Below are 15,052 nucleotides of genomic sequence, written 5' to 3' on the forward strand. Positions count from 1 at the left end.
TTATGCGAAATAACGTTGTAGCCAAGTGGTGTTTGCTGCTTGTAACCAACCCGTGCGGTAAGCGCCAAGCGATTCCGTTTGTAACGGAATAATTTGAGTAGATGGCGTTAGTATTGGATTGTTTTTCAAAGCCGTCAAAGGGATCAACGTAAGCTCTTCGCCCTCCACTACCGCCGTGCTGCGATCGAAGAAATCGATTCCTAGGTTTGTTCCCATCTCCTTGAACCAGCGCGTCGACGCATCGATAGAGCAGCCAGAGGCCGCATTTACGATTTCGTCTACTGCGATGACGATCACTTGTTGAAAGCGAATCTCAAAGGACGCATTCAATCCAGCTCCATGTGCCGCCCATTGGGTTAAGGCTGGGGCTAAATAGTCCTGAATGGCTTGGGTTTCTGACACCGTAAAAGGTCGGTTCGCCTGATAGACCCAGACGCGGGAATGATCGGGCATTTGTTCAATGGGTAAATACATATATTACATGGATTGCTGCACTAACTCAGCTAAATCTACTACTTGGATGTGTTTTTCTTTGCCTACTTTATTTAGGCCGTCTTGGACCATGACCATGCAGAATGGACATGCTAAGGCCACCTTGCTGACACCTGAATCGACCATTTCTTGGACTCTTTTCACCTGCACGTCTTCGCCGCCCGTTTCCGGCTCTTTGAATACTTGTGCGCCGCCCGCTCCACAGCAGAGTCCTTTTGTTCTACAACTTTTTAGCTCGATTAGTTCCTTTTTTAATCCGGAAATAATCTCGCGCGGTGCTTCGTAGACCCCATTTCCTCTGCCTAAATAGCAAGAATCGTGGTAAGCCACTTGTTCCAAAGACGAGCCATCAGAAGCTTTTATTTTGCCTGAGCTGATTAATTCTGCCAAAAGCTGGCTGTGGTGAATTACTTCGTAATTTCCCCCTAACGTGGGGTATTCATTCTTCAAGGTATTAAAACAATGCGGGCAAGCTGTCACTATTTTCTTTACCGCATAGAGGTTTAACACCTCGATATTGGACATCGCTTGCATTTGGAATAAAAACTCATTCCCTGCACGACGCGCCGGATCACCGGTACACGATTCTTCTGTACCTAGAACAGCAAAGCTGATTCCTACCTTTTGCAAAATTTCCGCAAAAGCACGCGTCACTTTTTTGTGTCGGTCATCAAAAGAACCTGCACATCCTACCCAAAAAAGAAATTCCGGCTGCTCCCCCGCTGCGGCGAATTCAGCCATCGTTTTAATCGTCTCCATTATTTCTTTTGTTGCGCGCGCATTTGCGTCACTGTTAATCGACTTCCGTCGTCACTCCAACCCGGAGGCCCAAAAATATACCCAAACACCGCTTTCATACTTTTTGCGTTAGCTACGTCCTTGACGATTTGAACCCATTCGTAAAAGGCAATTTTCGCCGGATTATAGCTCTCAATCTGCTTTGTTAATCCATAAGAAGGTCGTTGATTTTCAGTCACAAAAGACCCAAAGATCCGATCCCAAATGATCAATACCCCCGCATAATTCGTATCTAAATAATCCAAATCCGTTCCATGGTGCACACGGTGGTGCGACGGCGTATTCAAGATATATTCAAACCAACGCGGCATCTTGTTAATCAATTCCGTGTGAATCCAGTATTGATATAGCAAACTCGTTTGCTGGAAGAACATCACGATAAACGGATGCACCCCGATCAAAGGCAACCAAAGCCAAAAGACAAAACCACCTGATAGATTCCCTGTCCAGGTTTGGCGCAAAGCAGCGGCTAAATTATACTTCGGTGACGAATGATGCACCATGTGGGAAGCCCAGTAAAAACGAATCTCGTGTGAGATGCGGTGAACCCAATAATAGGTTAAATCCTCTCCGAAGAAAGCCAATACCCAAACGGGCCAGGTTTGGCCTAAGTCAAACAATTTCCAGTTATTGTACACGTAAAAAGACGCACCGAAAGTGATGGCCTTTGTGACAAATCCAATGCCTAAATTTCCTAGACCCAAACCGATCGACGTCATTGAATCCTTTGCCTCCACGTAATCGCGATGCATCTTGTAGACGATGTAGGATTCTAATAAGACCGTGAAAAGGAAAAATGGAACAGCGTATAAAATCAAAGTAGGACCCATCTTAGTTCAGTTTAACCACATCGCGCAAGAAAGCCTCCGACGATGCAATTGGTTTATCCGTTAATTTACCTAGCAGGTTCGACGTTATTACGTGATTGCCTGAGTTAGGAAATGCTTCCGACTTTTTTAAACTTTCCGGTGTACCTAATTGTTCAAACATCACTTTCATCGCATCTACTGACACCACGTTGTCCTGGTGTTCTTCATCTTTATAATAGTACCCCATAAAGACAGGCATTTTTACTTTCTCAAAGACTTCTTTTGTCATCGCGTGCGTCAATAAGTTCTGCACTGCCACCACACCTTCCAGACGATAATGCAAGCTCCAATTTTCTGCATGTCCTGGCGCCATCACCGGAATATCCCGGTAATCACTACCTGTAATCAAATGGGCCATTTGTAATCCCCATGGATTATCTAATAAGGTCGCATTGGGATCTTTGATCGCAATACAAGGACCGTAGAGCATCAAAGCTTTAATTTCTGGATGGTTAGCCGCTAAAACGAGCGACATCGCGCCACCGAAAGACGTACCTAAAACAACTACCTCATCACCCAACTTCTTCGCGATCGCATAGTAGTTTTCGACACTTTGGTAATACTCATCCGCTGTCACGGTAGCATAAGTGGAGTCCGAATCTGGCACCCCATGACCCGCCACACGAGCAAGCAATAAGTTCGCACCGAATTTCTTGGCCACTTCGCGGTGCAAAGGATCTCCCTCCATCGGTGAAGCTGAGAAACCATGCACATACATAAAGACGATCTTAGTCTTGGTAGGCTGAGTTGAATCCGCCCAAATAACGCGCGACTCATTCCCCGGCTTCAACACCGTCTTCGATTCTTTGGCTGCGATATAGGCATCGATTTGACTAGCAGAATCCGGAATATCCGTCCAGCTAGCGCTAGGCCTTAGCGTCGGCGTTTCCGGTTTAGGGCCTAAAAAATAGACGCCAATTAGTAAAACTATTACTCCCAGTATTTTTTTCTTCATAGCTTATTCTTTCGCCCAATTCAAACGATCGGCAGGGTTAAATTTCCACGGACTTTGGTTCGTCTCCACATTCGCAAACATCGCATTCCATGCCCCCGGTGCATCCGAAAGCTCCATAATCTGGAAGCGACGCATTTCTAAGATGATATTCAAGGGCGAAAGCTCCATCGGACAAGCTTCCACACAGGCCTGACAAGACGTACAAGCGCGTAACTCTTCTGCAGAGATTCGATCAAACAAGGATTTCCCATCCTCCACAAAAGTCCCTTTATTTTCTTTCAAAATAACACCCACTTCCTCTAATCGATCCCGGGTATCCATCATAATTTTACGTGGTGACAAGGCGCGACCGGTTTGATTCGCCGGACATTGCTCCGTACAACGGCCACATTCCGTACAAGAATACGCATCTAAGGCGTTCTTCCAGGTTAAGTCTATTACATCTTTAGCACCAAACTTCGCATTCGTTAAAGGCTGCTCCTCCACCGGATGACCTAGCATTAACTTCACCTCGTGCGTTACCGCTGGCATCGCGGACATCTTCGCAGATGATTCTAGACTAGAGAAATAAGCAGACGGGAATGCAAAAAAGATATGCAAGTGCTTCGAATAAGTAACGTATAAAGCAAAAGAGAGAATCCCTAGGATGTGAAACCACCAGGCGGCGCGCTCAAGCAAGATTAAAGCGGAAGTCGAAAGCTGCGCATAAATGCCAACTAACTGACCAGAAATCACAAAAGATCCTACTGGCTGGTAATGTTCCACCCCACGCGTTTGCAACACCGAGTCCGCTCCGTTCATCGTCCACAAGGCAAGCATTAAAATAACCTCGATCAGCAATATTTGATACGCATCCTTTACGGGAAAACCGGCTAATTCTGTATGATTAGCGGCTTGTAAACGACCGGTGCGAAATACCCCGCGACGCAGAAAAAAGAACACACATGCCACAAAAACACCACCGGCCAAGATCTCGAAAAAGTTCATTAATCCGGCGTAGAGTGAGCCTATAAACGGCGCAAAAAGGCGATGAGTCCCTAAAATACCATCTAAGATAATTTCGAGAATCTCGATATTAATGAGTACAAATCCGATGTAAATCAGGAAGTGAAAAAAGCCGACGATAGGCTTGGAAAACATTTTCTTTTGACCGAAAGCCAAAAGCGCCATTCGTTTAAAACGTTCAGACGGATGGTCCGATAATTCCACTGGACGAGCTAAGCGAATCGTCTGTATGATAAGCGAAAAACGCTGAAAAATCAGGTAAGACATTCCCCCTAAAAGGGTGATAAATAGTATCTGAGGCAAATAGTTCATCGTTGATGTAGAAAGTACATAAATGTACTAAAATTTCTACGATAATTCCTTTTTCAAAAAGCGTCCCGTGTGACTATTTTTTTCTTTGGCAATCTGCTCTGGCGTTCCGCTAGCTAATAATTGCCCTCCTGCGTTTCCGCCCTCAGGACCCATATCGATTAGGTAATCGGCCACCTTAATCACGTCCATATTGTGTTCGATGATTAAGACCGTATTCCCCTTATCCACTAGTTTCTGCAATACATCTAATAATAGACGCACATCTTGAAAATGCAAACCAGTTGTGGGCTCATCTAAGACATAAAGCGTCTTGCCTGTATCCTTTTTGGAAAGTTCTTCGGCCAGTTTTACGCGCTGCGCCTCACCCCCAGAAAGGGTGGTCGCGTGTTGCCCTAAGGTGATATAGCCTAAACCTACTTCGGCCAAAGTCTGTACCCGACGGAAAATACGCGGTTGGTTTTCGAAGAATTCCAAAGCCTGCTCCACCGTCATATCTAATACATCTGAGATTGATTTACCTTTAAAGCGAACTTCCAAAGTCTCGCGATTGAAGCGTTTCCCTTTACACGTCTCGCATTCTACTAATACATCCGGCAAGAACTCCATCTCAATCTTTTTGCGACCCGCTCCCTCACAACCTTCACAACGGCCACCTTTCACATTGAAACTAAATCGCCCCGCCTTGTATCCGCGAATCTTCGATTCAGGCAATTCGCAATAGAGCGTGCGAATATCACTGTACATATTCGTATAGGTAGCAGGATTAGAACGAGGCGTGCGGCCGATAGGACTTTGGTCCACTTCGATTACTTTATCGATATTTTCCAAACCTACAATCGACTTATACGGCATCGCATCCCGCTTCGTACGATCGAAATGCTGCTTTAATTTCAACACCAAGGTATCGTGAATCAAGGTCGATTTTCCAGAACCCGAAACCCCAGTCACGACTGTCAAAGTCCCTAACGGAAACTTCACCGACACATTCTTCAAATTATTCCCAGTCGCCCCTTTCAACTCGATGCTCAGACCATTGCCTTTGCGGCGGACGGCTGGCACCGCAATCTCCAAAGCGCCATTCAAATAAGCCGCCGTAGGCGTCTTCAGTTTTAAGAACTCAGCTGGTGTACCGGAACCCACCACATTTCCTCCGTGGCGACCCGCTCCTGGACCGATGTCCAATATATAATCTGACTCCAGCATCATATCCTTATCGTGTTCTACGACTAGCACTGAATTACCTAAGTCCCTTAAATCTTTTAAAGCCTGTATTAATTTTTCATTATCACGCTGATGCAAACCGATACTCGGCTCATCCATAATGTACAAGACACCCACGAGTTGCGTCCCTATCTGCGTCGCTAAACGAATCCGCTGCGCCTCTCCTCCGGAAAGACTTTTCATCGGTCGATCGAGCGTCAAATAAGTCAAGCCGATTTGGGTTAAAAAGCCCACCCGTTTTCTAATTTCTTTCAAGACTTCTACCCCGATCTGCTGCTGGCGATCGCTCATCCGCGTCTCCACGTCAGCGAACCAAGCCTCGAGTTCATTGATATCCATTTGGGCTAATTGCCCGATGTGTTTATCGGCGATACGGAAATGCAAGGATTCTTTCTTCAAGCGATACCCATCGCATTCCGGGCATTTTTTGATGATCATAAAATCCTTCAACCAGTCTTGGGTCTTTTCAGAACCTGACTCTTGCTGGCGTTTCAAGAAGTTTACGATGCCATCGTATTTCGTATTCCATTCCGTGCCCTCGTATTTCTTAGACGGTACCGCAACTGGCGCGTCAGAGCCATACAACATCAATTCCACGGCCTCCGCTGGAAACTTCGAAATGGGAGTCGAAAGACCCACTTTAAAGGGCTTTAAGAGCACCTCTAGTTGCTTGAATATCCAAAGCTCTCGGTATTCTCCAATCGGCGCAATCGCTCCGCGGATAATGCTCAAAGAACGATCTGGAATGACCGAATCTTCAGTAATTTCTTCTACTACACCTAAGCCATTGCAACAAGGACAAGCGCCATAAGGACTATTGAATGAAAAGGTATTCGGTGCAGGTTCATCGTAGGACAAACCGGTCGCCGGATCCATTAAGGTCTGGGAGAAGTAATGTAATTTATTCTTGGCATCTAGGACGTAGACTTGCCCTTTGCCTTGGTTCATCGCGGTTTGTAGGCTTTGAGATAAACGCAAACGTTCGTCCTCTGCCACTACTAAACGATCCACCACTATTTCAATATCGTGTACTTTAAAACGATCGACCTGCATCTTCGGTTCGATGTCCATGATTTCGCCATCGATACGCACCTTCGTATATCCCCACTTCGCGATTTGGACAAACAACTCGCGGTAATGTCCCTTACGGCCTTTGACTACGGGCGCGAGTAAAACGACTTTGCCTTTGTTGAATTGGGTTAATAAGGTTTCGATGATTTGGTCGACTGATTGCTTGACCATCTTCTCCCCTGAAAGGTAAGAAAATGCCTCCCCGGCACGGGCATATAAGAGACGCAAGAAATCGTAGATTTCTGTCGTCGTACCTACCGTAGAACGCGGGTTTTTAGAGGTAGTCTTTTGTTCAATGGATATCACCGGCGAAAGGCCTTCGATCTTGTCTACATCCGGACGTTCCATGTTTCCTAGGAAAGAACGGGCATAAGCGGAGAACGATTCCATGTAGCGTCTTTGGCCCTCTGCATAAATCGTATCAAAGGCTAAGGATGATTTTCCTGAACCCGAAATCCCTGTTACCACCACGAGCTGATTGCGCGGAATGGAAACGTCAATATTCTTTAAATTATGCTCGCGTGCACCCAGCACTTGAATGTGGGAAAATCCAGTAGAATCAGACGCTTTTGAAGCCATAGTTTGGTAATCGATCGATCCACAAAGGTACAAAAAAAGAGGCTGCCCTTTTAGGGGCAGCCTCAACATAATTTCAAAAAATCTTATTTGTTCAACAATTCGTCGAAAGTGATACTTACATAGTACATGCTTCCGATTAATGGGTTACCCCATCCTGTTGTATAAGCAACTCCGCCTAAGTTCGTACCACCCACTTTGATGATCGACTTAATCTCAGATACTTTCTTGCTTACTTGCATATCGAATGTCGAGAATGCAGGAATCATAGACAATTGTTGTTGATTCACCACTTGGTTCACGAAAGATGATTGCCAAACAAATTGATCTTGGTATCTCCAAGTCGCATTGAAGCCCCAACCCGAATTTCCGATGTTACGGTTTCCTAAAGAAACGTTCGTACGGTAGTTCGGTGTATTGAAACCTAATTGGTAATCAGCTAATCCACCGTTGTCTTTTACTGCATTGTAAGAAACGTTTGTTCCTAATGCCCAACGATTTCCTAAATCATAGTCGATGCCTAAGCCCCAACCGTTAGTCACTACTTCGTTATCTACGTTAGATGGGAATGAGAAGTAGTTTAATGAACCTGCCAAAGTCGTGCTAGGTTGCGCTACCACTTGACCTGCTGAGAAGTTCGTGAAGTTAGATTGGTAAGCATAGAAATCAACAAACATTTGTGGAGTGATCATTCCTTTGTAACCAAATTCAACTGTTTGAACCTGCTCTGGCTTCCAAGCCTTAGCCTTGTAAGTTACCCACTTCGAAGGATCTGTTTGGTTAGCTAAGATTGATTGTAACGTGTAAGAGTTACCTGATAATTTGTAACGATCTTGAACTACCGCTAAACCACCTAATAAACGAGCAGATGGCGTTAACAAGTTAATGTATTGATCCTGTGTTGTAGGAATACGGAAACCTGTTTGTAAGGAAGCACGGAAGTTTGAAGTTCCTTGTGTATATACTCCAGAAACACGAGGACTAAATACGCCTTCGAAGTTTTCGTTCTTGTCATAACGAAGTGATCCCGTTACTTTCAAGTGATCAGCAAATAATTTCTTAGATGCTTGTGCGTATGCACCGTATTCGTTGATAGAGAACTCGCTACCATCATCTTGCAATGCAAATAAAGTTCCTTCTGAGTTCAAGGCATATTGACGGAAGTTCGCACCTACGATCAATTCTACTTTGTTATTCAATTTCTCAGTTAAGTTATACATCCCCTCTAAGTGGTATAACGCAGACTTATCTGTAAACTTAGCCCCTTGAGGAAGTGGCTTTCCTTTGATAGCATCAACCGCTGCGTTAAACGCTGCTGTACCTGGTACTAAACGACCTGCATCAGAAACTGCGCGAGCTGTTCCGTGGTAGTAAGGGAAAGAAGATTGTGTACTAGCTACGGCTAAACCAACTGCTGAAGCTGGAGCCACACCTTTCAATAAGTTTGTTTGTAATACGGTTCCAAAGTTTGTTAATGCCAAACCTGCGAAAGTCGAGAAGTATTGAGGATACCAAGCTGTTGATGGCTTAGCTGCTTCGTTGACTAATTGACCTAAAGTACCTGTTGCATACGCATCACCTGAATTCTCTTGCGTTGTATACGCACGAACGAAGAAGTTAGAACCTTTTAATTCTGCCTTGTATTGTCCCATGGAGAAATTCTTGATCGAATAACGATCCGCTCCCGTGTACATCGTAGTACCTTGACCATATGATCCTTGTAAGATCAACTCTACTTTATCGTTAAAACGGTAGTGTAAAGCGGCGTTAAATTTGATGTTACGGTTTGCATAAGAGGATAAATCACGCTCAGCATAACCTTCACGAGAAATGGCTACGTTAGGAACAATGTATCCTAAGATCGCAGATGGAGTTAATAAACCACCTGTAGCAGCAGAGATCTGATTGATACCTGCCGTCAAAGGATTCGTAGGAACCCCTAATAATGGCTTTAATGAAGTCAACATGTTCACGTTCGTCTCATCACCATATACACTCACACCATTGTAAGCTAAGTTAGATCCACGAGAACCTGCTCCTAATACCGTGCCGTTCAATAAAGACTGGTCACGCGTATCCGTTGACTGCCAGTCATCAGCTGTTAATTGGTTGAAGTTTAATTTGAAAGCAACTTTGTTGTTGAATGCTTTAGCAAAACGAATCGAGATATCTCCATAAGGAGTAGTCGTTTCCGTACGATTGCTAGCATACATCGCTCCCGTTTTCACTTGAGCAGATAATCCTTGGAATAAGAAAGGTGATTTCGAATCCATTAAGATGATACCGTTCATCGCGTTAGGACCGTATAAAGCAGACGCTGCTCCTGGCAATAAGTCTACTGATTGTAAATCCAATTCAGAAATACCTACGATATTACCTACTGAGAAGTTCAAACCTGGCGCTTGGTTATCCATACCGTCGATTAATTGAACTACACGTACGTTACCGTTGCTATTAAATCCACGCATACCGATAGACGAGAAAGACACCGATTGTGCACTTACCTCAACTCCTTTGATATTACGCATCGCATCATAGAATGAAGCAGCTGGAGTTTCACGAATCGCACGAATGTCTAAACGTTCTACTGAAACGGGTGACTGCATAACGCTTTCCTCCACACGTGAAGCAGAAACGACTACGTCTTGCGCTAATGTCGCTTGCTCTTTTAAAGCGATTTGAAAATCTGTTTTATTTCCTTTTACAGGAATCTCTTGGCGCTCATAACCTACCATCGAAACGACGATTGTTAAAGCTCCTGGTTTGTTCGTTGATAGCGAGAAGTTACCTTTAGAATCTGAAATGGTTCCAGTTACTGCTCCTTTTACGCCGATACTAACACCAATTAATGGCTCTTTAGAATCTGCATCCGTTACCTTACCACCTATTTTAGTCTGAGCAAAAGTGCTTGCACTTAAGATCAGAATAAGCGCTAGGCTAGGTAAAATCTGTTGTATAATTTTTTTCATAATGGGTGTTTTTAATGACACAATTTGTTTTGGATACTCGAATTACAACAAAAATAAAGAAGATTTCATTATTCACCACTATGTTGGTATTAAAAAATTACTAATTTTTCAGAAAATAATTTAATCGTTTATACGGACAGACTACCGCTCGATCATTTTATTTTAAAAAGGAGGATTAAACTAGTAGCTTTGTGTATAAATTAATTCTATGAGAGCTCTTGCTTTTTTGTGTGTACTTTTCCTAAGCGCTTGCGCTAGCAACCAGACGCCTTATGTGCTGAGCACCAGATGGAAAGACGCTCCACAACCCGCTGAAATGGACTATGCAAATCCGGCCGCTTGGTCTGCTTTGCCGTCTCGCTTTGACGCAGCTGATTTAGTCCCCCGAAAGTCTTCTTTGAAAGATGAGCAGGCGAATGCCAAAGCCGATGTCTTCTTCATTCACCCCACGATTTTCACCTACAAGCCAGAAAACGAATACGTTTGGAATGCCTCTATGACAGATATGGCTTTAAATGTGCGCACTGATAGTTCAACCATTCTAAATCAGGCCACCGCTTTTAATGCCGCTGGACGTGTTTTCGCACCTCGCTACCGCCAGGCGCATTACCAAGCTTTTGTTACCTCTTATAAAGAAGACAAAGACGCGGCTTTGGATTTGGCCTATTCCGATGTAAAAAGAGCTTTCGATTACTATATGGCTCATGAAAACAAAGGGCGACCTATCATTATTGCTAGCCATAGCCAAGGAACTGTGCACGCTACCCGTCTGATGAAAGAATACTTTGATGGAAAAGAATTAGGCAAGCAACTAGTAGCGGCTTATATCATAGGAATCGCGACTCCTAAAAATACGTTTACAAACATTCCTGTATGCACATCCCCCACGCAAACTGGATGCTTCATTGCCTATACGTCCTTTTTGCAAGGATATTTACCCCCTTGGCACCCGGGAACAGTGACAGAATTAGCCTCCGTTAATCCATTGACGTGGTCTACCGATGAGAATTTTGTTTCGAAAGAAAAGAACATCGGTGGCGTTTCCTACGGATTTAAATATGTGAAAGAGTTTGCGGATGCACAGAATCATTTAGGAATTTTGTGGACGAATACCCCGTATGTACCTGGTCGTGCTTTTGTGAAGTTGAAAAACTGGCACAAGGCTGACATTAATTTATTTTACCAAAACATTAGAGAAAACGCTGTCTTACGTGTGAACACGTTCCTCAGCCAAAAATAAGCGTATGCCTAACTGCCTTGTAATCATGGCGGGCGGAATCGGAACCCGATTTTGGCCCATCTCCAGAAGTAATTATCCGAAACAATTCCACGACGTCTTAGGCGTGGGAAAAACGATGCTGCAACAAACAGCAGAACGTTTTGAGGGAATAGTAGCTCCGGAAAACATCTATGTGGTGACGAGTGAAGAATTTGCAGGTATCGTGCAAGAGCAATTGCCTTTTTTAAGCCCTGATCAGATTTTAAAAGAACCGCAACGCAAAAATACGGCCCCATGTATTGCTTATGCTGCCTACAAAATCAGCAAAAAGCACCCCAAGGCGAAATTAATTGTCGCTCCAGCGGATCATGTAATCTTAAAAGAGGAGGCATTTAAGGCACGGGTACACGAGGCATTGGAAGCGGCGAAAGAGCCCGTTCTAGTCACCCTAGGCATCGTCCCTACGCGACCAGACACAGGTTATGGTTATATCCAATACCAAGAATCTACCGAAAAAGCGAAATCGGTGAAGACCTTTACGGAGAAACCTAACGTGGAATTAGCGCAAGCTTTCCTTGAAAGCGGTGACTATGTGTGGAACGCCGGACTTTTCGTTTTCGCCATTCCCACTTTTAAACATGAATTAACGAAGCACCTTTCGCGCCTGGCAGAGCAATTTGAAGAAGGACGCGCGTTCTATTATACCGAAGAAGAGCCCGATTTCATTCGCAAGGTGTATGCCGTTTGTAAAAGCATTTCGATGGATAATGGTATAATGGAAAAAGCCCGCGATGTAAAAGTTATTTTAGCTGATATTGGCTGGTCTGATTTAGGTACCTGGAAATCCTTACACGAAATCAACGAAAAGGATGAGCTTCAAAATGCGGTGGACGCCAATGTAATGCTGTACGAAACAAAAGATTGCATCATTAAAGCACCTAAAGATAAATTAGTCGTCATTCATGGCTTATCGAATTACATCGTAGCTGAACACGGGAATGTGTTGATGATTTGCCCGAAAGACCAGGAACAGCAAGTGAAACAATTTGTGGAAGATGCGACTAAACTTGATCCAAATTATAGTTAGGATTCAATCAACTCAATTAACGTAGTGAAATCACCGATCAATTGAATTCGCGTTGGGAGTGGTTCTGATGAATGTAAAACGTTGTAACCCGTCAGCATAATGTTAGCCTCTGGTAGCATTTTATCTAATTCAGCCACATAAGCGGGTAACACATCCTGCGAGGGTTCGGTTGTAAATACACTGAACACATAATCCGGCTGGTGTATTTCGTAGGCCAAACACAATTCATCAAAAGGAAGCGATTGACCTAAATAAACGGCGGAATGCTGGCGTGCGCGAATCAAATAACTCGCAAAAAGTAAGCCTATCTCATGCAATTCACCCTCTGGCAGGTATAATAAAAATTTCTTTGCGTTTGGTTTAGGTTTCGCCATTTGAGAATCGATGGCGGCAATGATCTTTTGACGAATCAAATGCGTAATGAAGTGTTCCTGCGCCGGCCCTACTGAACCTGAAAGCCACAAGGTCCCTAAACGTGTTAAAAATGGATAAATCACTCGAAGCATAAAGTTCTCAAAACCATACGCGTCCGTAATAGACTTCGCTAACACTTGGAAACGGTACTCGTCCAAGTCCATCATAGCCACTGTAATAGCTTGAATATGTTCTGGATAATCTAATTCGCCACCTGAAAGCTGCAAAATTTTCTCTGAAATTTCTGATTCCGTTAATTCAGCAATCTTGGAAATCTTGATTCCGCCTTTGTTTTGAAGGGTTGCAATATTTAGAATACGCTTTAAATCGATGTCAGAATACGTGCGAATACCGGTATCTGTACGCACTGGATTGAGCAAATGGTAGCGCTGTTCCCAAATACGTATCGTATGGGCTTTGATACCACTGAAATTCTCTAAATCCTTTATGGAGTACACGTTCATCTTCATTGTAACACCTGGTTTATGAAAATGTTTAGAAATTAAATTGTAAAAGAAGCCAATGCCCTAAAAAGAACAAGAATTGCAAGGCGGCAATGAGTCTAAAAAGGCTTGATTTCGATGAAAAAGGTGTATTTTGATAGGCTAAATGAAAAACAAAGGAGGCAAACCACCACGCAACAAAATTTTGCGCAGGCACCTGTACCCCGGCCCAAGTCCAAAAATCAAAATGAACTGCCACTGGCTCAATCAAGAAATCCAAGGCAGTCATCAATCCAGCTCCTATGGCGGCTTTACTAATTTTCCCTGCTATTTCCCATTCTTCTACCAAGGCATTTGTCGCTACTACTAAAACTAACCAATTCAATCCAATGGTAAGAGGCACATTAAACAGCTGAAAACCTAAGGTCTTACCGTAGGTATATTTACCAAAAATTTGTCCGGTTCTCACGCCCTGCACCTCTAAATACCAGGCCGCAATCGCCAATACACCTAGAAAAAGGTAGGCTTGAAACGAGGGTTTGGGAAAATAAACCACGCAGATAAAGGCCGTAAACCATAGCGTTAAGGGCACTAAAGAGACAAATAAAGCAGCCGTCGCAGGTAAATGCATCCCGATTAAACCGGCCGCATACATGACAATCAAAAAACGTTTCAGAAATACTGGATTCATAGGATGGTTTTCTCAACAAATGTAGAAAAAATACAACAAAAAATGCCCCAGTATTTCTACTGAGGCATTTTGGGCGGATGATGGGATTCGAACCCACTACCCCTGGTACCACAAACCAGTGCTCTAACCGAGTGAGCTACAACCGCCATTTGGGACTGCAAAAATACGCAAAGCTTCCAATATTGCAAAAGAAAGCCGAAAAAAACGGGAGAATTTTCATCCTCCCGTCCATTTGTATTATTTCTGAGCTGCTTGGTAACGCGCTTCCGCTTTGTTCCAATCCACTACACTCCAGAATGCGTCGATATAATCTGGACGCTTGTTTTGGAATTTCAAGTAATATGCGTGCTCCCAAACATCTAGTCCGATCACTGGGAAGCCTTTCACATCAGCTACATCCATTAAAGGGTTGTCTTGGTTAGGTGTGCTAGAAACGGCTACCGAACCATCTTTCTGCGCTACTAACCACGCCCAGCCTGAACCGAAACGTGTTAAACCCGCTTTCTTAAACTCTTCTTTGAAAGCATCAAACGAACCGAATTTTGCATCGATCGCTTTCGCTAAAGTACCTACTGGAGCGCCTCCACCGTTTGGAGATAAGATGTTCCAGAATAAATCGTGGTTAAAATGACCACCACCGTTGTTACGAACAGCTGGAGATAATTTAGAGATAGAAGTGAATAATTCTTCTAAAGATTTACCATCTAACTCGGTTCCTGCAACTGCTGCGTTCAAATTCGTCACATACGCGTTGTGGTGACGATCGTGGTGGATTTCCATCGTTAATGCATCGAAATGCGGCTCTAACGCATTGTTTGCATACGGTAATGGGGCTAATGTAAATGACATAATATAGTTTTTAAATGGTGAATGATAAGTGGTAAATGGTGAATGTTTTGGCTTTTTATTTACCATTCACCATTTACCATT

At 43.8% G+C, this 15,052-nt stretch carries 12 protein-coding genes and 1 tRNA gene; 2 read left to right on the top strand and 11 right to left on the bottom strand.

Annotated features, from left to right (window positions below):
- The 7 genes from SKC37_RS11000 to SKC37_RS11030 form a co-directional block, all read right to left on the bottom strand.
- Positions 1-474 (bottom strand): hypothetical protein, encoded by a 474-nt coding sequence (locus SKC37_RS11000; RefSeq protein WP_377981514.1) that lies wholly within the window; start codon positions 472-474, stop codon positions 1-3.
- Positions 475-477: 3 nt separating this feature from the next.
- Positions 478-1,251: a (Fe-S)-binding protein gene (locus SKC37_RS11005; protein WP_377981515.1), complete on the bottom strand. Its 774-nt coding sequence runs from the start codon at positions 1,249-1,251 to the stop codon at positions 478-480.
- On the bottom strand, positions 1,251-2,120 hold the full coding sequence (locus SKC37_RS11010; RefSeq protein ID WP_377981516.1) for a sterol desaturase family protein: 870 nt from the start codon (positions 2,118-2,120) through the stop codon (positions 1,251-1,253). Before SKC37_RS11010 ends, SKC37_RS11005 begins: the two co-directional genes overlap by 1 nt.
- A 1-nt stretch (position 2,121) precedes the next feature.
- Positions 2,122-3,114 carry an alpha/beta hydrolase gene (locus tag SKC37_RS11015; RefSeq protein ID WP_377981517.1) on the bottom strand — a complete coding sequence of 331 codons (993 nt, stop codon included), beginning with the start codon at positions 3,112-3,114 and terminating at the stop codon, positions 2,122-2,124.
- Between the two features lie 3 nt (positions 3,115-3,117).
- Positions 3,118-4,431, bottom strand: a complete 1,314-nt coding sequence (locus SKC37_RS11020; RefSeq protein ID WP_377981518.1) for a 4Fe-4S dicluster domain-containing protein — start codon at positions 4,429-4,431, stop codon at positions 3,118-3,120.
- 36 nt (positions 4,432-4,467) lie between these two features.
- Positions 4,468-7,302 carry an excinuclease ABC subunit UvrA gene (gene uvrA / locus SKC37_RS11025; protein WP_377981519.1) on the bottom strand — a complete coding sequence of 945 codons (2,835 nt, stop codon included), beginning with the start codon at positions 7,300-7,302 and terminating at the stop codon, positions 4,468-4,470.
- Between the two features lie 83 nt (positions 7,303-7,385).
- On the bottom strand, positions 7,386-10,268 hold the full coding sequence (locus SKC37_RS11030; protein WP_377981520.1) for a TonB-dependent receptor: 2,883 nt from the start codon (positions 10,266-10,268) through the stop codon (positions 7,386-7,388).
- Positions 10,269-10,476: 208 nt separating this feature from the next.
- Here SKC37_RS11030 and SKC37_RS11035 point away from each other — a divergent pair, with 208 nt between their 5' ends.
- Together SKC37_RS11035 and SKC37_RS11040 are read left to right on the top strand one after the other, a co-directional pair.
- Positions 10,477-11,508, top strand: a complete 1,032-nt coding sequence (locus SKC37_RS11035; RefSeq protein ID WP_377981521.1) for a DUF3089 domain-containing protein — start codon at positions 10,477-10,479, stop codon at positions 11,506-11,508.
- A gap of 4 nt (positions 11,509-11,512) precedes the next feature.
- Positions 11,513-12,574: a mannose-1-phosphate guanylyltransferase gene (locus SKC37_RS11040; RefSeq protein ID WP_377981522.1), complete on the top strand. Its 1,062-nt coding sequence runs from the start codon at positions 11,513-11,515 to the stop codon at positions 12,572-12,574.
- Here SKC37_RS11040 and SKC37_RS11045 read toward each other — a convergent pair.
- The 4 genes from SKC37_RS11045 to SKC37_RS11060 form a co-directional block, all read right to left on the bottom strand.
- Positions 12,571-13,452, bottom strand: a complete 882-nt coding sequence (locus tag SKC37_RS11045) for a MerR family transcriptional regulator (RefSeq protein ID WP_377981523.1) — start codon at positions 13,450-13,452, stop codon at positions 12,571-12,573. The two genes, SKC37_RS11040 and SKC37_RS11045, sit on opposite strands and share 4 nt — an antisense overlap.
- A 31-nt stretch (positions 13,453-13,483) precedes the next feature.
- Complete coding sequence (locus SKC37_RS11050; RefSeq protein ID WP_377981524.1) at positions 13,484-14,122, bottom strand: carotenoid biosynthesis protein; 639 nt, start codon at positions 14,120-14,122, stop codon at positions 13,484-13,486.
- Between the two features lie 72 nt (positions 14,123-14,194).
- Positions 14,195-14,268: transfer RNA gene (locus SKC37_RS11055), tRNA-His, on the bottom strand.
- 91 nt (positions 14,269-14,359) lie between these two features.
- Entirely contained in the window at positions 14,360-14,971 is a 612-nt protein-coding gene (locus SKC37_RS11060; RefSeq protein WP_377981525.1) for a superoxide dismutase, read from the bottom strand.
- Positions 14,972-15,052 lie beyond the last annotated feature (81 nt).

The organism is Aquirufa esocilacus (assembly GCF_042715595.1).
GTDB classification, from domain to species: domain Bacteria; phylum Bacteroidota; class Bacteroidia; order Cytophagales; family Spirosomataceae; genus Aquirufa; species Aquirufa esocilacus.